The organism is Streptomyces sp. NPDC053431 (assembly GCF_044544925.1).
Classification (GTDB): Bacteria; Actinomycetota; Actinomycetes; order Streptomycetales; family Streptomycetaceae; genus Streptomyces.
Genome location: NZ_JBITXX010000001.1, coordinates 669,900 through 689,456, shown reverse-complemented (window position 1 = coordinate 689,456; position 19,557 = coordinate 669,900). Strand labels below are relative to the sequence as shown.

The following is a 19,557-nucleotide window of genomic DNA, read 5'->3' as shown; positions in this document are numbered from 1 at the left end:
GTGTCCCGGCACCCTTCCCGGTCGACGTCACGTGGAACTAGTACGCGTTCTAGTTCTGAGTGCAGTCTTATGACTGCTACCGCCGGTACGCAAGGGTCCGGGACGCAACAGTTCCCGCCGCGCGCCTTGCTACTTGTAGAACTCGTTACTACCTTTCCCGGCAACTTCTGATGGTCCATCAGATATGGAGTGTGTTGCCGATGCGCTGCCCCCATCTCTCCGAAGGGTTCGACGCCACCGACCCCGATCTGCTGCAGAGCCGCGTCCCCCACCCGGAGTTCACGCGGCTGCGGCAGACGGCACCCGTCTGGTGGTGCGCCCAGCCCCCCGGCGTCACCGGCTTCGCCGACGAGGGCTACTGGGCGGTGACCCGCCACGCCGACGTCAAGTACGTCTCCACCCACCCCGAGCTGTTCTCCTCCAACGAGAACACCGCCGTCATCCGCTTCAACGAGCACATCACCCGGGACCAGATCGAGGTCCAGAAGCTGATCATGCTCAACATGGACCCGCCCGAGCACAGCCGGGTCCGCCAGATCGTGCAGCGCGGCTTCACCCCGCGCGCGATCCGCGGCCTGGAGACCGCGCTGCGCGACCGCGCCCGCGCCATCGTCGCGGAGGCCAAGGAGGCCGCGGGCCGGGACGGCGCCTTCGACTTCGTCACCAAGGTCGCCGTCGAACTGCCCCTCCAGGCCATCGCCGAACTCATCGGCGTCCCCCAGCAGGACCGCGCCCGCATCTTCGACTGGTCGAACAAGATGGTCGCGTACGACGACCCCGAGTACGCGATCACCGAGGAGATCGGCGCCGAGGCCGCCATGGAGCTCATCGGCTACTCCATGAACCTCGCCGCCACCCGCAAGGAGTGCCCCGCCCAGGACATCGTGTCCCAGCTGGTCGCCGCCGAGGGCCAGGGCAACCTGTCCTCCGACGAGTTCGGCTTCTTCGTCCTGCTGCTCGCCGTCGCCGGCAACGAGACCACCCGCAACGCCATCAGCCACGGCATGCACGCCTTCCTGACGCACCCCGACCAGTGGGAGCTCTACAAACGGGAGCGCCCCGCGACCGCCGCCGAGGAGATCGTGCGCTGGGCCACCCCCGTGGTCTCCTTCCAGCGGACCGCCACCCAGGACACCGAACTCGGCGGCCAGAAGATCCGCAAGGGCGACCGGATCGGCCTCTTCTACTCCTCCGCCAACAACGACCCCGAGGTCTTCGAGAACCCCGAGACCTTCGACATCACCCGCGACCCCAACCCGCACCTCGGCTTCGGGGGCGGCGGCCCGCACTTCTGCCTCGGCAAGTCCCTCGCCATCAAGGAGATCGAGCTGATCTTCGAGGCGCTCGCCGACGAACTGCCCGACCTCACCCTCGCCGGCGACCCGCGACGCCTGCGGGCGGCCTGGCTCAACGGCATCAAGGAGCTCCAGGTCAGAGTGGCCTGACCCGGGGGCGGGGCGCCCCTGCCTCCGGGCAACCGCCCCGCCTCCCGCCGCGCCACCCGCCCCGCCTCCCGCCGCGCCACCCGCCCTGCCTCCCGCCGCGCCACCCGCCCTGCCTCCCGCCGCGGGGACCACGGGCGCCGGCAGGTGGGTGGAACCGGGCGCTCCCCTTACGCGTCGGAGCAGGCATGCGGGGGACACACAGACTTCTCACGATGATCGTCGCGCTGCTCGCGCTCCAGCTCGGCTCGCTCGTCGCGCCGGCCTACGCCTGCGGCTGCGGCGCCATGGTCACCAACCAGATGGCGCGGATCGGCGTCGACCGGGAGACCTCGGCCGTGCGCTGGGACGAGCGGACCGGCACCGAACAGATCGTCATGCGCTTCACCGTCCACGGCGACGCCGACCGGGCCGCCTGGATCATGCCGGTGCCGCACCGGGCCGACGTCACCCTCGGCGACCCGGGGCTCTTCGACGAACTCGACCGGCTCACCGCGCCCGAGCACCGGGACCGCGACTACTTCTGGCCGCGCGGCGACGACTGGCCCTTCGCCACCGGGGACACGGCCGGCGCCGCGGCGCCTCCCGGGAAGGCCGGCTCCGGCGTCGGCGTCGTCGGCCGCGAACGGCTCGGCCCCTTCGACGTGGCCCGCCTCACCGCCACCGACCCGACGGCCCTGAGCACCTGGCTGCACCGCAACGGCTTCGAACTCTCCGACCGGCTCTCCACCGCGCTGCGCCCCTACGTCGAGCGGAAGTGGGAGTACGTCGCCGTCCGCCTCGCCCCCGAGCGGTCCGGCGAGAAGCTGTACGGCGCCCTCGACCCGCTGCGCATCAGCTTCGCCAACGACCGGCCCGTCTACCCGATGCGGCTCTCCCGACTGGCCACCACCCCGCAGTCCCTCGGGCTCTTCGTGCTGTCCGCACACCGGATGGAGCCGCGCGACCGCATCGGCGGCGACCGGCCCGAGGTGCTCTTCGCGGGCACCGTCGACAGGCCGGAGGGCGCCCTCGCCGAACTCACCGGCACGGGCCCGGTGTTCCTCACCGCCGTCGACCAGTCCTTCCCCGAGCCGTCCCGCATCGACGGCGATCACGAACTCGTCCGGGCGTCCGCCGACACCCCGTACCGCGAGATCGTCTGGCACGACCGCCTGTGGACGGTCGGCGAGGTCCCGGTCTGGCTCCTCACCGTGGCCGGCGCACTGCTGCTCCTGACGGCGGGCGGCTTCGCCGCGGCTCGGACACGGCACGCGCGGGCCGGTGTACGTTCGGCCCCATGAGCAACGACCAAGCCCAATGGACCACCGTCGACCGCTACTTCACCGACCTGCTCGTCCCGGCCGACGACGCGCTCGCCGCCGCGCTCGCCGACTCCACGGCGGCCGGACTGCCCGAGATCGCCGTCGCTCCCAACCAGGGCAAGCTGCTCCACCTGCTCGTCGCGGCACAGGGCGCGAAGAACGTCCTGGAGATCGGCACCCTCGGCGGCTACAGCACCATCTGGCTGGCCCGCGCACTGCCCGCCGACGGCCGGCTCGTCACCCTGGAGTACGACCCGAAGCACGCGGACGTGGCGCGCGGCAACATCGCGCGCGCCGGCCTCGACAAGATCGTCGAGGTCCGTACGGGCGCGGCCCTGGACACCCTGCAGCTCCTGGAACAGGAGGGGGCGGGCCCGTTCGACTTCGTCTTCATCGACGCGGACAAGGTCAACAACCCGCACTACGTCTCCTGGGCGCTGAAGCTCTCCCGGCCCGGCAGCCTCATCGTGGTCGACAACGTCGGACGCGCGGGCAAGGTGGCCACGGAGCACCCGGACGACCCGTCGATCACCGGCACCCGCGAGATGTTCGAACTGGTCGCCCGCGAGCCCCGGTTGGACGCCACGGCCTTCCAGGTCGTCGGCACGAAGGGCTACGACGGGCTGCTGATCGCGCGCGTCGTGAGCTAGCCCGAGACGGCCGGGCGGCCCGCTCGGCACCGCGACAGCGGTAGCCGGCTGCCGCCCGGCCCCTCTCCCGGAGGGGAACACGGCTGGACCTCCAGCCACTCCGTCGTCGAGGAGGTCACCGACGACATGCCGTTCCTGGTGACCTCTGTGACGATCGAGCCGTCGCGCCACGGGCGCGGAATCCACCTCCTGGTCCACCCGCAGGTCCTCGTCCGCGACGACGTGATCAGCGCGATGGTCCGGAGGGGCACCGAAGCCCCTTGCCCACCGGACACATCCGCCCCGTCGCGGAGTTCGACCGTCGTCTGCCGCGCGGCATGCGCGTGTACGCACCCCTGACCCTGCACAGACTCCAGCGCTACGACCTGCACACCGGCAGGGCCGGACGTGCGGCGGCGACGACCTTTCAACCGCACGTCAGACGCACCGATACCGCGCTGAATCGAGACTGCCAAGAGTCCACTCCGTCGTGTCGGTGTCCAGAGTGTCAAAGTGGCACCCCTTGTTTTGTACACATACGGACAGTGACGGGCCGGGGGTACGGGGAGATAGCCTGGACCCGCGAACAGCGCGATATGCCGTGGGGACGACGAAGCCCCTGACCTGCGCTCGGAGCACCTCCAGGCCCGTGTCGCCACTGATCCGCATGTCGAACCCGCCGTCTGGGACGGCGAAGTGGCCGACATCGGCCGGGACATCTCTGATCCACGCATGACGTCGGCCTCGACCGGTGACCCCGCGTCGTGGCGCAGTGCCCTTCCTTCCTTCACCCACGTCACGCAACGGCGCGCGACAGGAGCCACAGGACATGCAGCCCAAGCCGAGCAAATCCACCCGTGAGGACGCCGACATGAACCACAGCGCGGACGCCACACCACCCCCAGCTCTGGAACTACGCTCCGGCGGGCTTCACTTGACCATTCAGCGCATCCCTGGATGGCTCATCGCCCTGGTCACCACCGCCGGCGGGGCCGTGGGAACGTGGTGGGCGCAGCGGTAGCCCCACGGTGTCGGCAGCAGCCGCCACGTGGCCGCCCCGCCCGGGCGACGCCTGCGAGTCGTCCTCACGTCGCCTTGACCGGCGGATGTAGGAGACTGCACACAAGGTGATCAAGGCCAGGTGCGGTGCCCGGCCTGTGCTTCCTGAGAGGTGTCATGTGCCCAGTGTGGTGAAGATCAACGTACTGACCGTCCCGGCCGAGCAGCGGGAGGTCCTGGAGCAGCGCTTCGCGTCCCGCGCAGGCTCCGTCGAGGGTTCGGACGGCTTCGAGTGGTTCGAGCTGCTGCGCCCGCTGGAGGGCACCGACCAGTACCTGGTGTACACCCGCTGGCGCAGCGAGGAGGACTTCCAGAACTGGATGAAGGGCTCCATGCAGGCCGCCCACCAGGGCACCTCCGGCGGCGAGGGCGGCGAGGGCGGAGAGCGGCCCAAGCCCGCCGCGACGGGGTCGACGCTGTGGTCGTTCGAGGTCGTCCAGCAGGCGTCCCCCAAGTAGCGGGCGCCACCCGGCGGCCCCCGAGGTAATTCGGGGGCGCCGCGGGCCCTCGCGCGCCGAGAATGGCGCCCATGACCTGGATCTTCTCCCCCGAGCGCGTCGACACCCCGGACGCCACCGCCCTCCGCCGCGACTACTACGGCGACGTCGCCGGCCGCTACTGGAAGCGCCCCGCGACCGAGGCGGAGATAGACGAGGGTCTGACGGACGACGGCGCCGAGCTCCTGACGCCGCCGACCGGACAGTTCTTCGTGGCGCGCCACGACGGCCGGGCGGCCGGGTGCGGCGGGGTGCTGATGCTGGACGGGGAGCGCGCCGAGCTGACCCGGGTGTTCCTGCGCCACGACTTCCGCGGCAAGGGCGGCGCGGGCGCGCTGCTCGGACACCTGGAGGACGCGGCCCGCGAGCTCGGCGCCCGCCGGATGGTGCTGAACACCCGCCTGGACCTGGTGGAGGCACGGGCGCTGTACACGCGGCACGGCTACGCGGAGATCCCGGCGTACTGCTCGGGGCCGTACATGGAGATCTGGTACGGCAAGGAGCTGTAGGAGCTCTGGGGGTGTGGGCCGGCCGGGGTGCGCACCGGCCCCGAGGGGCTACGCGTGGTGGTCGCGGGGCGGTTCCGGGGAGCCGGGGCGTTCCGCGTCCGAGCCGCCGAGTTCGGCGGTGAGCTCCTCCACGAGGCGGACGAGGTCGGTGGGCCGGTCCGGTCCCCACCAGTCGCCGAGGAGCTCGGACAGCGAGTCCTCGCGCGCCTTGGCGAGCCGTACGGCCGTCATGGCCCCCTCCTCGGTGAGCACCAGCTGGACCCCTTCCCGGGCCACGAGGCGCCGCTCCTCCAGCTGCCGGCCGCCCTCGGTGATCGCCCGTAGGGGTACGGGGGTGGCCTCGGCGAGCCGCGCGGGCTCGACGGCCCCGTCGCGGCGGACCCGCAGCAGCAGCCAGCTCGCGGCGGGCAGCAGGTCGAGCCCGGCGCGGGCGGTGATCTTCTCGTAGATCCTCTTGCGGCCCTCGCGCGAGCCGAGGACGGACAGCGCACGGGCGCATTCGTCGTACGAGGAGCGCTGGACGGGGTTGGAGGCCACGGTCTGGCTGGTGTCGGGCGCCGTGACGGAGCCCCGCAGCCGGTCCTCCTTGAGGAAGCAGGCGACGACGAAGGCGACGAGCACCACGGGCGCCGCGTAGAGGAACACGTCGGTGATGGACGTGGCGTAGGCGTGGAGGACGGCGGGGCGCAGGTCGGGCGGGAGGTCGGCGAGGGCCCGCGGGTCGGCGGCGAGCTCCGCGGCTCCGGCGCCCGGCGGCAGCGCCTCCCCGGCGAGGGCGTCCGCCAGTTTCTCGGTGAGGCCGTTGGTGAAGATCGTGCCGAAGACGGCGACACCGAAGGAGGCGCCGATGGAACGGAAGAAGGTGGCCCCGGAGGTGGCGACGCCGAGGTCACGGTAGGAGACCGCGTTCTGCACGACGAGGACGAGGACCTGGATGACGAGCCCGAGCCCGGCGCCGAAGACGAAGAAGTAGACGCTCATCTCCCAGGTCGAGCTGGTCTCGGTCAGCCGGTGCAGGAGCAGCAGACCGATGGCGGTGACGGCGGTGCCGGCCATCGGGAAGACCTTCCACCGGCCCGTACGGGAGACGATCTGCCCGGAGGCGGTCGACATGAGGAACATGCCCACGACCATCGGCAGCATGTGCACGCCGGACATGGTCGGGCTGACGCCCTGCACGATCTGCAGGAAGGTCGGGAGGTAGGTCATCGCGCCGAACATGGCGAAGCCGACGACGAAGCTGATGACGGAGACGAGGGTGAAGGTCCTGATCCGGAACAGCTTGAGGGGGAGCACCGGTTCGGCCGCCCGCCGCTCGACCTGGACGAACCAGACGAGGAGGACGGCTCCGAGGACGGCGAGCCCGATGATCTGCGGCGAGTCCCACGCCCAGGTGGTGCCGCCGAGGGAGGCGACCAGGACGAGGCAGGTGGCGACCGAGGCGATGAGGAGGGTGCCGAGGTAGTCGATGGTGTGCCGTCTGGTGCCGACCGGGATGTGCAGCACGGCGGCGATGACGAAGAGGGCGACCACGCCGATGGGCAGGTTGATGTAGAAGACCCAGCGCCAGGAGAGGTGTTCGGTGAACAGACCGCCGAGCAGCGGGCCGAGGACGCTGGTGGTGCCGAACACGGCGCCGAAGAGGCCCTGGTAACGGCCGCGTTCGCGGGGCGACACGAGGTCGCCCACGATCGCCATCGACAGCACGATCAGCCCGCCGCCGCCGAGGCCCTGGACCGCCCGGAAGGCGATGAGCTGGGGCATGTTCTGGGCGATGCCGCAGAGCGCGGAGCCGATGAGGAACAGGACGATGGCGCCCTGGAACAGCTTCTTGCGTCCGTACTGGTCGCCGAGCTTGCCCCAGAGGGGCGTGGCGGCGGTCGAGGCCAGCATGTAGGCGGTGACGACCCAGGACAGGTGCTCCATGCCGCCGAGTTCGCTGACGATGGTCGGCAGGGCGGTGGAGACGATGGTCTGGTCGAGTGCCGCGAGGAGCATGCCGAGCAGCAGCGCGCCGATGGCGACGACGACGGTGCGGTGGCTCTGCCCCTCCCCCGGCACGGGGCCGCCGCCTGCCTGCGGCACGCGTGTCTCCTGGGCCATAGGGCCTCCTCGTCCTCCGACCAGGGTCCGTTCTGGAGTCCATCCTGGGGTGTTTGGCCCGTTCTGGCCTGCGGAGCCGGCACAGCTGTTCACCCTGCGGCCGCGAGCGGACTGCATAATCGCTCGCAGTTGAAATGGGGAGGGGACCCAGCGATGTCCGGACACGTCTGTCTTGAATGCGGCGTACACAGACCCGGCTGCGCCTGCGAGCGAGCGGCGGCGCAGGCCGCACAGCAGGCCGCGGCCGAGGACTTCGATCCGCTGCGCATCCGGCCGTACGTGACGCTGAACGCGCCGGAGGACGCGGGAGCGGGGACGGTCATGGAGCCGGGCGCGGCCTCCGGGCCGGGCGCGGGGCCGGGCGCGACCTCCGGGCCGGGCGCGGGGTCGGGCGCGGGCTCCGGACTGGGCGCAGGGCCGGGCGCGGGGCCGGGCGCGGCGGAGGAGACGGCCGTGCTGCCGCCCGTGGCGGGGCCGCCGGCGGGCCCGCTGTCGCCCGCGGGGCCACTGCCGCCCGCGGGGCCGCTGCCGCCCGAGGCGCCGACGCGGGTGCCGGATGCGGTCGGGCAGGGGCAGGCGCCGGGGCCTGGGGCGCCGGCCGGGGATCCGCGGACGGGGGGTCAGGCGGCGGGCCCCCAGGCGGGTGACGCTTGGGCGGCTGCTCCGGACGGGGGACCGGCGACGACGCCGCTGCTGCCGCGTGGCACGGATCCGGCGACGGCGTACGGGGAGGGAAGCGCGTACGGGGCAGCCGGAAACGCGCCGGGAACGGGCACCGCGTACGGGGCTGGGGCCGCGTACGCGGCGGGGGCCGGATACGGGGCCGTGGCCGGGGCGGGGGCCGGATACGGGGCCGGGGCGGGGGCCGGATACGGGGCGGGGGCCGGATACGGGGCCGGGGCGGGGGCCGGATACGGGGCCGGGGCCGCGTACGAGGCGGACGGTTACGCGGGCGGGCTCGGCGAACCGTACGGCGACGAACTCGCGCACACGATCGCGTACGCCCCCGAGGGGCGGGAGCGCGGGCGTGGCCGTGGCCGCGGGGCCGTGATCGCGGGCGTCGTCGCGGCGGCCGTCATCGGCACCGCGGCCCTCGCCGCCGCGCTGATCGGCGGCGACGACACCGAGGACCGGGCCGGCGTCCCCGAGGTCACCACCAGTGCCTCCGAGAACGTCGCCGTCTCCGAGGCGCCGACCACCACCCCTTCCGCGTCACCTTCGACCTCGGCGACTCCGTCGCAGACCCCGAGATCCGCCTCGCCGTCCCCGGCGGGCACCCGCGCGCGCTCCTCGGCGAGCGCCCCGGCTCCCACCCGCGGGTCGGGTACCGGAACGACGAGACCGGGGGCGAGTGCGTCGACCGGAAGCACGCGCCCCCCTGCGGGGCCGACCCTGAGCCTCGGCTCGTCGGGCCCGGAGGTGGAGGAGCTGCAGCGCCGCCTGCGGGAGCTCTGGCTCTACAACGGCCCGATCAACGGCTCGTACTCGCGGAAGGTCGAGCACGCCGTGGAGGTCTACCAGTCGTACAAGTACATCGACGACGACCCGCAGGGCGTCTACGGCCCGTACACGCGGCAGGCCCTGGAGGCGGAGACGGACGGCACGGGCGACGGCGGCAACTAGAGCGTCAGCAGGGGCAGGGGCTGAGACAGGGGCAAGGGCACGGGCGGAGGCGGACTCGGGGGAAGGGCTCCTGACCGGCGGGAACGTGACGGCGGCGCCCGCGATGCGGACCAGGTTTGGCGGGGCGCCGATCGTTTTGTATCGTGGAGGAACAAAGTGGCCCCGCTCGCACCCCCTGACCGGCGAGCGGGACCGCTTCGTACCCGTCACCACCCCCTCCCTCACCCCGGCACTTCCCTCATCTCCGACACCCCTCCTGGAGATCCCTGATGACCGCCACCACCCCGGCGTCGCTCACCACCCGCGCCCTCCTGCTCGACATGGACGGCACCCTCGTGAACTCGGACGCCGTGGTGGAGCGCTGCTGGCGCCGCTGGGCGGAGCGGCAGGGTCTCGACCCGGCCGAGGTCCTGAAGGTGGTGCACGGACGCCAGGGGTACGCCACGATGGCCGTCCTCCTGCCGGACCGCCCGATGGAGGAGAACTACGCCGACAACCGGGTCATGCTCGCCGAGGAGACCGCCGACCTCGACGGCGTCGTGCCGGTGCCGGGCGCGCCCGCGTTCCTCGCCTCGCTCGCGCGGCTGCCGCACGCCCTGGTGACCTCGGCCGACGAGGCCCTGGCGCAGGCGCGGATGGGGGCGGCGGGGCTTCCGGTGCCTGAGTCGCGCGTCACCGCGGAGGGCGTGAGCGCGAGCAAGCCGGACCCGGAGGGCTTCCTGAAGGGCGCGGCCGAACTGGGCTTCGCGCCCGCCGACTGCGTCGTCTTCGAGGACTCCGAGGCCGGGATCCAGGCGGGCCGCGCGGCCGGCATGCGCGTCGTGGGCGTGGGTCCGCGGGCGGCCGCGTTCGACCCCGACGTCCATGTGCGGGACCTGACGGGGCTGAGGGTCGAGCCGGGCGCGGACGGCACGGTCACTCTGACCTTCGCCGCCACCGCAGCCACGTTCGCCGCCCCCTCGGAGGCGTAGCCCCGTCTCCCTGTACGCCCTCTCCGCGTACACCCTCTCCACGTACGCGCTCACCCCGCACACCCTCACCCCGCAGCCCCTCCCCCCGCTCCGCCCGGACGAGACGCCCGCGGGCGACCAGCTCCAGGGTGACGGCGACCGCCGTCGCCTGTACGAGCAGCAGCGCGACCAGCACGAAGAGCTGGACCGCACCCGCGCGCAGAGGTGACGCGCCACCGAGGAGCATGCCGACGAAGGCGCCCGGGAGGGTGACGAGCCCCACGGTCCGGGTCTGGTCCATACCGGGCAGCAGGGCGTCGGACGCGGCCTCGCGCGCCACCTCCAGGCGCGCGTCCCGTTCGAGGAGGCCGAGGGCGAGCCCCGCCTCCACCTCGCCCTTGCGGGTCGCGAGCTCGTCGAGCGCGCGCCGCCCACCGAGGACGGTGGCGGTGAGCGCGCCGCCGATGAGGATGCCGGTGACCGGGATGAGCGTGACGCCGTGCAACGGCACGAGGCCGGTGAGCAGCAGCGCCGCGACGACGGGGACGACCCCCGCGGCGATCGGGACGGCGACCCAGGGCCAGGCGCGACCGGGCGCGGGGACGACCCGCCGGCCCGCGGTCCGTACGGCCACGGCGTACATCAGCAGCAGGAAGCAGAGCAGCAGCGGCAGCGCGCGGACGACCCAGCCGATGACGAGGGAGACGACGACGAGCTGGACGGCCGCGCGGGCTCCGGCGACCAGCGTGTCGCGCGCCCGGCCCAGACGGGCGAGCGCGACGACTCCGGCCGCGAGGGCGAGCAGAACGGCGAGCACCGCCCCGAAGGTCGCGTTCACGTCCAGAAGCACGCGCCAACCCTAGGTCCTGCCCCCTCGCGCGAGGCCCAAGGCCGCACGGGGGCCCCGTCCCTGCCGCACCGTCACCCCGCTCGGGCTCCTCCGGACCGAGGCGCGCCCTTCACGGAGCCCCCTCCGCACCGAGCCGCCCCCTTCACGGAGCCCCCCTCCGCACCGAGCCACCCCCTCACCGAGTCCCCCTCCGCACGGACCCCTCCGCCCTTCACGGACTCCTCCCCCCTCCGCACGACCCTCCACCCTTCACCCTTCACAGACTCCTCCCCCTCCCCACCCTTGATGTGACGTGTCCATGTCGCCACTCTGTTACCTGGCGCACCCCCCACAGAAACCTGGCGCCACCACGATGGCCGGGCCGCCCGGCACCCGGGGCCACGCCCCCGTGCGCCGGCAACGGTCAAGGTCCCCCCACATCAAGGGAGTTCAGATGTCCGTCGCAGGTGTCTACGCGCGTCGAACCGCCACCCTCGCCGCCTCCGTCGCCCTGACCGTCGCCGGCCTCCTCACCACGGCACCGGCCGCGGAGGCCGCCCCGCCCACCCCGGTGAGCGCCGCCACCGCCCGCACGTACCTCGCCGCCCTGACCGTGAAGGCGGAAGGCTCCTCCACCGGCTACAGCCGCGACCTCTTCCCCCACTGGATCACCCAGTCCGGCACCTGCAACACCCGCGAGGTGGTCCTCAAGCGCGACGGCGTGAACGTCGTGACCGACTCCAGCTGCGCCTCGGTGAGCGGCAGTTGGTACTCGGCGTACGACGGCGCCACCTGGACCGCCGCCTCCGACCTGGACATCGACCACGTCGTCCCGCTGGCCGAGGCCTGGCGCTCGGGCGCCAACGCGTGGACGACCAGCCGACGCCAGGCCTTCGCCAACGACCTGACCCGCCCACAGCTCATAGCGGTCACCGACAACGTAAACCAGGCCAAGGGCGACCAGGACCCGGCGGAGTGGCTGCCCTCGGTCACCTCGTACCGCTGCACGTACGCCCGGATGTGGGTGCAGGTCAAGTACTACTACGCCCTCAGCGTCGACTCGGCGGAGAAGAGCGCCCTCCAGTCCATCCTCAACGGCTGCTGAGGCGCGTCGCCGGCCCAGCCGGAAACAGGCGGCTGAAAACCGGCGGTACGAAAGAGCCGAATGTTGAACTTGCAAGCACTAGTGAGGGATGCCTAACCTGTGGACCTCGTCGGTTCCCGTCCCCACGGTCGAGCGTTCCGCCCGGCCAGACCGAAGGAGTCCTCCCCCTCATGAATTCGCTTACGAGCCGCCTGAACCAGGCCCAGCCCTACGCGCTCGGCCTCTTCCGGATCGTGATCGGTCTGCTCTTCCTCTGCCACGGCGCCGCCTCCCTCTTCGGAGTACTCGGCGGCGCCGGTGGCAGCGGCGCCACCCTCCCGAGCGGCACCTGGCCCGGCTGGTACGCGGCGGTCATCCAGCTCGTCGCGGGCGGCCTGGTCCTGGTGGGCCTGGGCACGCGCGGCGCGGCGTTCGTGGCCTCCGGCTCGATGGCGTACGCGTACTTCGACGTCCACCAGCCGCAGGCCCTCTTCCCGCTCCAGAACAGCGGTGAGGCGGCGGCCATGTTCTGCTGGGCCTTCCTGCTGCTGGTCTTCACCGGTTCGGGCGCGCTCGGGCTCGACGGCCTCTTCGGCACGCGCGGCACGGCGGCCTCCGGCTCCGGCGAGCGGTCGGGCGAGAAGCCCTCGACGGTCACCGCCTGACCACGCCCCCTGAGTCAGGAACAGGACTGGAACAGGGCCGGGGCCGGGAACCGCCGAACAGCGGTTTCCGGCCCCGGTCGGCGTTCCGGCGCAGGTCCCCGCGTAGGCTCTGGCGCTGTGAACGTGCTCGACAGCACGGGGTGGTCACTGCAGTCGCTGACCGCGGGCCCGTGGATCTACGCGGCGGTGACGACGTCGATCCTTCTCGACGTCTTCCTGCCGGTGCTGCCGAGCGGCATCCTGGTCGTCACGGCCGCGACGGCGGCCTCCGCGGCGACCACCTCCCTTTCGGCCGCGGGCACGGCCTCTGCCACGACCGCGGCCTCGGCGGACGCGGCCGGCACGGCTGCCGCGTACGCCCCCTCCCTGCTCCCGCTCCTCCTCTGCGCGGCCACGGCCTCGATGCTCGGCGACCTCGCCGCGTACCGGGTGGCCCGGCGCGGCGGCAGCCGGATCGCCCGGCTCGTGGCCCGCTCCCGCCGCCTGACGGCGGCGCAGGAACGTCTCGGCGAGACCCTGGCGCGCGGCGGCGGCCTGCTCGTCGTGCTGGCCCGCTTCGCCCCCGCCGGCCGCTCGGTGGTCTCCCTGGGCGCGGGCGCGACCGGGCGCCGGCTGCGCGACTTCCTGCCCTGGTCGGCCCTGGCGGCCGTGATCTGGGCGACGTACGGCGTGGGCCTCGGCTGGCTCGGCGGCCGCTGGCTGGGCGCGACCTGGCTCGGCGCCTGCGTACCCGTCCTCGCGCTCTTCCTGGCGGGCACACTGGCGGCCTATGTCATACGGCGTCCGGCTGCGGCTCCCGCTCCGGCGTCCTGACCGGATGGGCCCCGCGGATCTCGAGCCCTCCGAGGAGCCGGGCGGTGGCCTCCGCGATCTCCTCCACGGCCCGGTCGAACACCTCCCGGTTGTGCGCGGCGGGCGCGCGGAAACCGGAGACCTTGCGGACGAACTGCAGCGCGGCGGCGTGCACGTCGTCCTCGGTGGCCTCGTGGGGCAGGGCGGGCGGTCGGAGTGTCTTGATGCTGCGGCACATGCCTCCAGTGTGACGCGCCCCACTGACAACGCCACCGCCGTCGCCTCAGCCGTCGCAGCCCCGGCCACAGCCACCCAGCCACAGCCACCCAGCCCCCAGCCCCAGCCCCAGCCCCAGCCCCAGCCCCAGCCCCAGCCCCAGCCCCAGCCAACTGTCGAACGCCGGCGTGCGGAGACGCGACGTCCCTGAGGTCCTCAGGGCCCGAGACTTCGCCGGCTCCGGGCGTTGATCTCGGCGGCGCGGGCGCGCAGCTCCCGCATGGGCGTGGCGAGCTGGACGTCGGCGGGATCGGCCTCCCACTCGCGGCCGCCGTGGACGGGCCGGATCAGGAAGCGGCCGGCGACGCTGTCGACGTAGAAGCCGACCCGCCCCGTGGCGGCGTCATGGACGAGGTCACCGACCTCGGGCAATGGCTGCACGTATCCCTCCGTTCCGTTTTCACAGAGATCAGATAGATACACCCAGAGAAGCCCTGAGACCCCCCTCTGTCAACGCATCTCTAGAGATGTCCCCCGAAGGACGGATCGGCGACGCAGGACGGCGCACACGTGTGCACGGCGGCCGAGAAGTGCGCCGTAGGGTGTCCCGCACACGGAAGGGAGTGGTCCACCCATGACTGACCAGGAAAGCGGTCGTCGGCCCAAGTACCAGCGCATCGCCGACGAGTTGAGAACCGCGATCCAGGCGGGCGACTTCGCGCCGGGGGACCGGCTCCCCGGCGAGAACGATCTGATGTCCACGTACGACGTGGCCAGGATGACCGCCCGCCAGGCCCTGTCCGTCCTGCGCAACGAGGGCCTCGCCGAGGCCCGTAAGGGAGCCGGGGTTTTCGTCCGCTCGTTCCGGCCGCTGCGCCGTCGCGGCATCCCGAGGCTCGCCCGGGACCACTGGGGCAACGGGCGCTCGGTCTGGTCGGCGGACATCGAGGACCGTGCCCTCGTGGTGGACCAGATCGAGGTGACCCCGGCCGCGCCGGCGGGGCCGCGGGTGGCCCGGGTGCTGGACCTGGCGACGGCGGACGACCCGGTCTGCGTCCGCAGCCGGCGCTTCGTGCTGGACGAGAAGCCGGTGCTGCTCTCGGTCTCGTACCTGCCGGCCCGGCTCGCCGAGGGCACCGCCATCACGGAGCCGGACACCGGCCCCGGCGGCACCTACGCCCGGCTCACGGAGCTGGGCCACCGGCCGGTGCACTTCCGCGAGGAGATCCGCTGCCGGATGCCGACGGCGGAGGAGTCCACCCGCCTGGACCTGGGGTTCGGCACACCGGTGATCCTGATCGCCCGAACGGCCTTCACAGAGGCCGGAGTTCCGGTCGAGCTCAACGAGATGACGCTGGACTCGTCGTCGTACGTCCTGGAGTACGGCTTCGACGCGTGACCGTGAACGACCGCCCGGGGCCCGCGTACTCGACGGGCCCGCCGAACTCCGCGGCGGCCCGGCGGACGGCCGCCTCGGGAGTGATCGAGGGCCCGACGTGGGTCACGAGCAGCCGCTCGACCCCGGCCTCGGCGGCGCTGCGCCCGGCCTCCTCGGGCGAGTGGTGCCCCTCGCCCTCGCCATCGGCCTCACACAGGAACAGCCCGCTGTCCCGGGCGAGTTCCACGAGCGAAGGACACGGCTCACTGTCCCCGGAGTAGGCGAGCACGGCGCCGTCGGACCCCTCGACCCGCACCCCGAACGCGTCCAGCCCGCCGTGCTCGACACGGCGGCTGACGAGCGTCAGCCCACCGAGCCGCACGACGTGCCCGTCATGCAGCTCGTCGATTTCGAAGGCGCGCTCGACGGGACTGCGCGTGGCCCCGTTGGTGAGGAATCCGGCGAGCCGGTCGGCGATCCCGGGCGGCCCGAACAGCGGAAGCGGCGCGTCGCGCCGGACATCGGCGTAGAGCAGCCCGTAGTAGGCGGTGAGCAGATCGGCGGAATGATCCGCGTGGAGATGCGAGACCCACACGGCGTCGAGCTCGCCGAGCCCCACGTACCGCCGCAACTCCCCGAGCGTGCCGCTGCCGGCGTCGATCCACACGCGGACGCCTCCGCCCTCGAGGAGGTACCCGGAGCAGGGATTGCCGGCGGCGGGATACGGGGTGGCGGAGCCGAGCACGGTGAGGCGAAGCGAACTGCCCATGCGGAGAGTCTAGGAGGACACGGCCTTGCCCCGGGCCGCTCCCTCCACGTCCGCGGTCACCTCCACGTCCACGGCCGCCGCCACCTGCGCCGCCGCGCCGGGGGAGGCAGCGTCGGCGTCCCCCGTCCGCTGCGAGGGCAGCCCGTACTGCTGCAGTTCGGCGCTGACCTGCCCGCCGAGGGTCATGACGTTGAGCGTCGCGGAGTTCTCGCTGGCGATGGCCTTCTCCACGCGCGCAACGAGCGTCGTGAACGAGTCCCGGTCGGAGAGACCGTGGTACGGCCCGACGCGGGCGGCGAAGTAGACCCGCTCGTGCCCGAGCAACTGCTCGGTGGACCGGTAGTTCTTCCACTGCTCGCGATAGCGGTAGACGCTCTCGAGCGACACGGAGGCGACCACGACGAGACTGAGCACGGTCGCGGTGATCCGCGCGAACCCCATGTCGAGGTTCACGAGCACGGGCACGAGCGCACCACCGACCACCGACACGGTCCGCATCCGCAGATGCATGGCCTTCATCTTGGTGGCCTTGCGGTCGTACCACTCCTGGTACTGCGCGAGCCGCCCGTCGATGTACGTCTCGGGCGTCATCCGCCCCTTGCTCGCCCCGACTTCGGGCGCGTCCCCCAGGTCTTCCATGCGCTGGAGTACATCCCCCACGACGCGAGCACGTCAAGGCGACCCACCACCAGAACCGAAACCGGGCGCCGGCACCCCCGCCCGAGGCCAGACCAGGCCCCCGACCAGCCCCTCCCACCGAACTCGACGGCCGACGCCCACGGCCGGCGCCACGCTCATCCCCACCTGTCAGCCCTGCTCATTCCCACCTGTCAGCCCTGCCTGTCAGCCCTGCCTGTCAGCCTTGCCTGTCAGACCCACCTGTCAGACCTGCTCCCTACCATCCCCCCATGAGCATGATCGGTGAGTACTTCCGTGTGACGGCGGCGGAACTGGAGCGCGCGATCGCGGATCCGAACTGGGCACTCGACCACATCGCGGAGACGCAGGACGCCGAGGCGGATCGCGAGCCGTCACCGGCCGAGGCCCGGCACTTCTCGACGTACCAGTCGTGGCACCTGCTGGACTTCCTGCTGCGGCGCGCGGACTTCCCGGTGGACGTCGTCCACGGCGAGGAGGCCCTCGGCGAAGCCGACGACTGGGGCTACGGCCCGCCCCGCCACATCCCCGCCTTCCGCGTCGGCGTCGCGGCGGAGGCGCTGACCCGGCTGACGTACAGCCGACTCCTCGACGGGGTCGAGCCGGAGGAGCTGACGGCGGCCGAGATCTATCCGCTCGGCTGGGAGGACCGGGCGTCGTTGGAGTGGGGCCGGGACTGGTTCGAGGACCTGCGGGAGTACGTGGGCGCGGCGGCTGCGGCAGGCGACGCCCTGATCGTCTGGCTGGACTGACGCCGACCGCGGCAGCCCCTCGCCGCACGGCGAGGGGCTCCCGGGAGAAACGAGCCGGCGGGGAATTCCGCTCTACTCGTTGAACCACCCGGACTCGACGAGACCGCCGCCGCCGTTCCACGTGAGCTCCATCTGGTACCAGCCGTCGTTCCCGATGTTGTAAGGGTGCTTGTCGCAGCCCGCGTCGCCGCCGTCCTCCTCGGTGAATATCGTGGAGATGTTCCCGGTGAGGTACTGCTTCTTCAGCACACCCTTGACGCCGTGACCGTCGGCCTTGGTGTCACAGATCTCGAAGACGTCACCGTCGTCGATGAACTTCATGTAGCCACGACCGTCGGGAAGATAGATGGTCTTGTCGGACACGGCGGAGGCCGGCCCCGCCGAAGTGACGACGACGGCGGCGGCGACCGCGGCGACCATGGCCATGTGAGCGAACCTGGACCTGCCCATGTGTTCCCTCTTTCGCTTGAGGGCGACGAAGGGCCCGAAAATGCCGGAAATTGTCCGCCGTCGCCAGGATGTTGTGACGAGCAGCTGAACGCTAGGCCGACCAAGCCCCGGAGACCGAGAAAATACCGATCACCTGACGCCGAATTGACGACACCCTGATAACTCGACCTCCGCCTTTCCGAACCGACCGCTATCACCTGACCCAAAACACCCCAAAAACGCGTTCAAATCACACCAAAAACGCGTCTCAACCGTCCCGCAGGAACAATCCCAAAGCGCCCCGAAGTCGTATCCGCCCCGCTTGAACGCAGACACGTCCCAGGTGACCGACTACTGACGTGCAATCAACTTCACCCCAGTTCACCCCACATGACCATGCGATAGGTTGCCGACATGACTGAACTCGGCTCCGCCGCCTGGCCTCCCGCGCCGATACGCACCGAACGGCTCGAGCTCCGCGCGTCCGAGGCCCGGGACCGTACGGCGTTCATCGAGCTGTTCGCCTCACCGGAGGTCGGCACCTACGTCGGCGGCGCCCGCCCGCGCGAGGAGCTCGATCGCGCGATGCCCGACGTGCCCGGCCGGCGCCCCGGCCTTTTCGTGGTCACTCTCGACGGGTCGATGATCGGCATGATCACCCTCGACCGCCGCGCCGCCGAGCGCCCGGGCCACGTCCGCCCGGAGGCCGGAGAGGCCGAGCTCGGCTACATGTTCCTGCCGGCGGCCTGGGGCCACGGCTACGCCGCGGAGGCGTGCACGGCGGTCCTCGACTGGTTCACCACCGCGCTCCCCGACGAGCCGGTGATCCTCTCCACCCAGACCGCCAACGCCCGCGCGATGCGCCTCGCGACAAAGCTGGGCTTCACCGAGGTCGAACGCTTCGAGGAATACGACGCAGAACAATGGCTCGGCGTCCGCCCCTCCCCCACACCACCCCGGTAATCCCCGGAACTACCCAAGCCCGCCCGACCCCGCCCCCCCCTGCCCGTCCCCCACCAACGCACGTGAACGCCGAAGCCCCCCCAATCCTGATCAACTGGAGGCCTTCGACAACCGGCGGGCGCGGACGGTTACGAACCGCCGGCATCCCGATCTGGCCCGTGCCCGGCACGCATCCGCCGGCTCCCTCATTGGCCGCGAGCAGCCGCACCTTCCGGCAGGTCGGCGACACGCCGGGCGGTCACCAGGTAGCCCGCGAAGCTCACGTCCGGCCTGGCCTTCGCCCACCCGTCCGCCTTCTCGACCGGAACCTGTACGGTCGTGCCCGGAACGGGGTAGTTCGCCTTGTCCGTGGCGCCCGGGGGTACCCCGTAACGGCAGTGCACCTCGACGATCGACACCACCTCCACCGAGGTGGGCACGTGCCCCTCCTCCTGGCCGTGGTGCTCTTCCCGAAAGTCGATCTCGGCCGCACGTTCGCCACCGACGACGTCGGCGTAGTCCTCCGGATCGACATCCAACAGCGTCCACGAGACGACGTCCCCTGGCGAGAAGCTCTCTCCGCAGCACTGCATCTGCCAGTCATCGACCCAGATCGTCAACGTCACGGTGTCATTGTCACGGAGTAACCGCCGCCCCCGCTTCGCCGTCATCGTCGCTGCCTACGGCCTCCAACAAACGCTGCCTCGCCCGCTCCAGGCGACTGGCGTAGTCAGGCATGAACACCTCGGGCAGGGTCGTCTCCAACGTTCCGGAAATCGCGTAGATCCCCGACCAGACCGCTCGGTCCGACACGATGGCGTCCAGCTTGTCGGACTGCATCATGACTTCATAAAGCCAGTCGGACAGGACGAATGCCTGGTCACGCGTGAGTTTGATGATCACTGGTTCTTCGTCCACACGGTGACCG

General features: G+C 71.8%; 22 protein-coding genes and 1 pseudogene. 14 read left to right on the top strand and 9 right to left on the bottom strand.

Translation table 11 applies throughout. From position 1 onward, the window contains the following. The first annotated feature begins 200 nt into the window (after positions 1–200). The 6 genes and pseudogenes from ACIGXE_RS02985 (at position 201) to ACIGXE_RS02960 (ending at position 5,440) form a co-directional block, all read left to right on the top strand. A complete protein-coding gene (locus ACIGXE_RS02985) occupies positions 201–1,445 on the top strand; it encodes a cytochrome P450 (protein WP_399742067.1) in 1,245 nt (414 codons plus the stop codon). Positions 1,446–1,657: 212 nt separating this feature from the next. Beyond that, positions 1,658–2,725: a DUF2330 domain-containing protein gene (locus ACIGXE_RS02980; RefSeq protein WP_399742065.1), complete on the top strand. Its 1,068-nt coding sequence runs from the start codon at positions 1,658–1,660 to the stop codon at positions 2,723–2,725. Then, positions 2,722–3,396, top strand: a complete 675-nt coding sequence (locus tag ACIGXE_RS02975) for an O-methyltransferase (protein ID WP_399742061.1) — start codon at positions 2,722–2,724, stop codon at positions 3,394–3,396. Before ACIGXE_RS02980 ends, ACIGXE_RS02975 begins: the two co-directional genes overlap by 4 nt. Before the next feature lie 75 nt (positions 3,397–3,471). Then, positions 3,472–3,636 (top strand): annotated as a pseudogene (locus ACIGXE_RS02970) (hypothetical protein); the annotation flags it as partial. A 917-nt stretch (positions 3,637–4,553) separates the two neighbouring features. Then, complete coding sequence (locus ACIGXE_RS02965; RefSeq protein WP_399742058.1) at positions 4,554–4,892, top strand: antibiotic biosynthesis monooxygenase family protein; 339 nt, start codon at positions 4,554–4,556, stop codon at positions 4,890–4,892. Positions 4,893–4,954: 62 nt separating this feature from the next. Beyond that, positions 4,955–5,440, top strand: coding sequence for a GNAT family N-acetyltransferase (locus tag ACIGXE_RS02960; protein WP_399742055.1), 486 nt, complete (start codon positions 4,955–4,957; stop codon positions 5,438–5,440). Between the two features lie 48 nt (positions 5,441–5,488). Here the strand turns inward: ACIGXE_RS02960 and ACIGXE_RS02955 are convergent, their stop codons facing one another. Continuing rightward, positions 5,489–7,543: a DHA2 family efflux MFS transporter permease subunit gene (locus ACIGXE_RS02955; protein WP_399742052.1), complete on the bottom strand. Its 2,055-nt coding sequence runs from the start codon at positions 7,541–7,543 to the stop codon at positions 5,489–5,491. A gap of 153 nt (positions 7,544–7,696) precedes the next feature. On the opposite strand from ACIGXE_RS02955, the gene ACIGXE_RS02950 reads away from it, so the two are divergent. Further along, the gene (locus ACIGXE_RS02950; RefSeq protein WP_399742049.1) at positions 7,697–9,166 is read left to right on the top strand and encodes a peptidoglycan-binding protein; all 1,470 of its coding nucleotides are present in this window, start codon (positions 7,697–7,699) and stop codon (positions 9,164–9,166) included. Between the two features lie 269 nt (positions 9,167–9,435). After that, complete coding sequence (locus ACIGXE_RS02945) at positions 9,436–10,137, top strand: HAD-IA family hydrolase (RefSeq protein WP_399742046.1); 702 nt, start codon at positions 9,436–9,438, stop codon at positions 10,135–10,137. On the opposite strand, the gene ACIGXE_RS02940 is transcribed toward ACIGXE_RS02945, so the two are convergent. Further along, positions 10,082–10,966, bottom strand: a complete 885-nt coding sequence (locus ACIGXE_RS02940) for an ABC transporter permease (RefSeq protein WP_399742042.1) — start codon at positions 10,964–10,966, stop codon at positions 10,082–10,084. The two genes, ACIGXE_RS02945 and ACIGXE_RS02940, sit on opposite strands and share 56 nt — an antisense overlap. Before the next feature lie 433 nt (positions 10,967–11,399). Between ACIGXE_RS02940 and ACIGXE_RS02935 the strand changes: the two genes are divergently transcribed. The 3 genes from ACIGXE_RS02935 to ACIGXE_RS02925 all read left to right on the top strand — a co-directional run bounded on the left by ACIGXE_RS02935 (position 11,400) and on the right by ACIGXE_RS02925 (position 13,507). After that, entirely contained in the window at positions 11,400–12,050 is a 651-nt protein-coding gene (locus ACIGXE_RS02935; RefSeq protein WP_399742039.1) for an HNH endonuclease family protein, read from the top strand. A gap of 170 nt (positions 12,051–12,220) precedes the next feature. Beyond that, complete coding sequence (locus tag ACIGXE_RS02930) at positions 12,221–12,694, top strand: DoxX family protein (RefSeq protein ID WP_399742036.1); 474 nt, start codon at positions 12,221–12,223, stop codon at positions 12,692–12,694. 123 nt (positions 12,695–12,817) lie between these two features. Continuing rightward, positions 12,818–13,507 (top strand): DedA family protein, encoded by a 690-nt coding sequence (locus tag ACIGXE_RS02925; RefSeq protein ID WP_399743712.1) that lies wholly within the window; start codon positions 12,818–12,820, stop codon positions 13,505–13,507. Here ACIGXE_RS02925 and ACIGXE_RS02920 read toward each other — a convergent pair. Further along, complete coding sequence (locus ACIGXE_RS02920) at positions 13,467–13,724, bottom strand: DUF2277 domain-containing protein (RefSeq protein ID WP_399742033.1); 258 nt, start codon at positions 13,722–13,724, stop codon at positions 13,467–13,469. The two genes, ACIGXE_RS02925 and ACIGXE_RS02920, sit on opposite strands and share 41 nt — an antisense overlap. A gap of 194 nt (positions 13,725–13,918) precedes the next feature. Further along, positions 13,919–14,143 carry a hypothetical protein gene (locus tag ACIGXE_RS02915; RefSeq protein WP_399742030.1) on the bottom strand — a complete coding sequence of 75 codons (225 nt, stop codon included), beginning with the start codon at positions 14,141–14,143 and terminating at the stop codon, positions 13,919–13,921. A 193-nt stretch (positions 14,144–14,336) separates the two neighbouring features. Here ACIGXE_RS02915 and ACIGXE_RS02910 point away from each other — a divergent pair, with 193 nt between their 5' ends. After that, the gene (locus ACIGXE_RS02910) at positions 14,337–15,101 is read left to right on the top strand and encodes a GntR family transcriptional regulator (RefSeq protein WP_399742028.1); all 765 of its coding nucleotides are present in this window, start codon (positions 14,337–14,339) and stop codon (positions 15,099–15,101) included. On the opposite strand, the gene ACIGXE_RS02905 is transcribed toward ACIGXE_RS02910, so the two are convergent. Both ACIGXE_RS02905 and ACIGXE_RS02900 read right to left on the bottom strand, forming a co-directional pair. Then, positions 15,043–15,849, bottom strand: a complete 807-nt coding sequence (locus tag ACIGXE_RS02905) for an MBL fold metallo-hydrolase (protein ID WP_399742025.1) — start codon at positions 15,847–15,849, stop codon at positions 15,043–15,045. The two genes, ACIGXE_RS02910 and ACIGXE_RS02905, sit on opposite strands and share 59 nt — an antisense overlap. A gap of 9 nt (positions 15,850–15,858) precedes the next feature. Next, positions 15,859–16,488 (bottom strand): DUF4231 domain-containing protein, encoded by a 630-nt coding sequence (locus ACIGXE_RS02900; RefSeq protein ID WP_399742022.1) that lies wholly within the window; start codon positions 16,486–16,488, stop codon positions 15,859–15,861. 269 nt (positions 16,489–16,757) lie between these two features. Here ACIGXE_RS02900 and ACIGXE_RS02895 point away from each other — a divergent pair, with 269 nt between their 5' ends. Next, positions 16,758–17,258 carry a YfbM family protein gene (locus ACIGXE_RS02895; RefSeq protein WP_399742019.1) on the top strand — a complete coding sequence of 167 codons (501 nt, stop codon included), beginning with the start codon at positions 16,758–16,760 and terminating at the stop codon, positions 17,256–17,258. Positions 17,259–17,330: 72 nt separating this feature from the next. Here ACIGXE_RS02895 and ACIGXE_RS02890 read toward each other — a convergent pair whose 3' ends face one another. Further along, on the bottom strand, positions 17,331–17,708 hold the full coding sequence (locus tag ACIGXE_RS02890) for a hypothetical protein (protein WP_399742015.1): 378 nt from the start codon (positions 17,706–17,708) through the stop codon (positions 17,331–17,333). 393 nt (positions 17,709–18,101) lie between these two features. On the opposite strand from ACIGXE_RS02890, the gene ACIGXE_RS02885 reads away from it, so the two are divergent. Beyond that, positions 18,102–18,650 carry a GNAT family N-acetyltransferase gene (locus tag ACIGXE_RS02885; protein ID WP_399742012.1) on the top strand — a complete coding sequence of 183 codons (549 nt, stop codon included), beginning with the start codon at positions 18,102–18,104 and terminating at the stop codon, positions 18,648–18,650. Positions 18,651–18,835: 185 nt separating this feature from the next. Here ACIGXE_RS02885 and ACIGXE_RS02880 read toward each other — a convergent pair whose 3' ends face one another. Then, entirely contained in the window at positions 18,836–19,255 is a 420-nt protein-coding gene (locus tag ACIGXE_RS02880; protein WP_399742010.1) for a DUF6578 domain-containing protein, read from the bottom strand. Positions 19,256–19,265: 10 nt separating this feature from the next. Then, positions 19,266–19,547 carry a hypothetical protein gene (locus tag ACIGXE_RS02875; protein ID WP_399742007.1) on the bottom strand — a complete coding sequence of 94 codons (282 nt, stop codon included), beginning with the start codon at positions 19,545–19,547 and terminating at the stop codon, positions 19,266–19,268. Positions 19,548–19,557 lie beyond the last annotated feature (10 nt).

Excerpts from the sequence above, each read along its gene's own strand:
- ACIGXE_RS02975 (WP_399742061.1), top strand. The coding sequence starts at position 2,722 with ATGAGCAACGACCAAGCCCAATGGACCACCGTCGACCGCTACTTCACC.
- ACIGXE_RS02950 (WP_399742049.1), top strand. The coding sequence starts at position 7,697 with ATGTCCGGACACGTCTGTCTTGAATGCGGCGTACACAGACCCGGCTGC.
- ACIGXE_RS02935 (WP_399742039.1), top strand. The coding sequence starts at position 11,400 with ATGTCCGTCGCAGGTGTCTACGCGCGTCGAACCGCCACCCTCGCCGCC.
- ACIGXE_RS02920 (WP_399742033.1), bottom strand. The coding sequence starts at position 13,724 with ATGTGCCGCAGCATCAAGACACTCCGACCGCCCGCCCTGCCCCACGAG.
- ACIGXE_RS02930 (WP_399742036.1), top strand. The coding sequence starts at position 12,221 with ATGAATTCGCTTACGAGCCGCCTGAACCAGGCCCAGCCCTACGCGCTC.
- ACIGXE_RS02955 (WP_399742052.1), bottom strand. The coding sequence starts at position 7,543 with ATGGCCCAGGAGACACGCGTGCCGCAGGCAGGCGGCGGCCCCGTGCCG.
- ACIGXE_RS02905 (WP_399742025.1), bottom strand. The coding sequence starts at position 15,849 with ATGGGCAGTTCGCTTCGCCTCACCGTGCTCGGCTCCGCCACCCCGTAT.
- ACIGXE_RS02895 (WP_399742019.1), top strand. The coding sequence starts at position 16,758 with ATGAGCATGATCGGTGAGTACTTCCGTGTGACGGCGGCGGAACTGGAG.
- ACIGXE_RS02960 (WP_399742055.1), top strand. The coding sequence starts at position 4,955 with ATGGCGCCCATGACCTGGATCTTCTCCCCCGAGCGCGTCGACACCCCG.
- ACIGXE_RS02885 (WP_399742012.1), top strand. The coding sequence starts at position 18,102 with ATGACTGAACTCGGCTCCGCCGCCTGGCCTCCCGCGCCGATACGCACC.
- ACIGXE_RS02945 (WP_399742046.1), top strand. The coding sequence starts at position 9,436 with ATGACCGCCACCACCCCGGCGTCGCTCACCACCCGCGCCCTCCTGCTC.
- ACIGXE_RS02890 (WP_399742015.1), bottom strand. The coding sequence starts at position 17,708 with ATGGGCAGGTCCAGGTTCGCTCACATGGCCATGGTCGCCGCGGTCGCC.
- ACIGXE_RS02985 (WP_399742067.1), top strand. The coding sequence starts at position 201 with ATGCGCTGCCCCCATCTCTCCGAAGGGTTCGACGCCACCGACCCCGAT.
- ACIGXE_RS02910 (WP_399742028.1), top strand. The coding sequence starts at position 14,337 with ATGACTGACCAGGAAAGCGGTCGTCGGCCCAAGTACCAGCGCATCGCC.
- ACIGXE_RS02900 (WP_399742022.1), bottom strand. The coding sequence starts at position 16,488 with ATGGAAGACCTGGGGGACGCGCCCGAAGTCGGGGCGAGCAAGGGGCGG.
- ACIGXE_RS02980 (WP_399742065.1), top strand. The coding sequence starts at position 1,658 with ATGATCGTCGCGCTGCTCGCGCTCCAGCTCGGCTCGCTCGTCGCGCCG.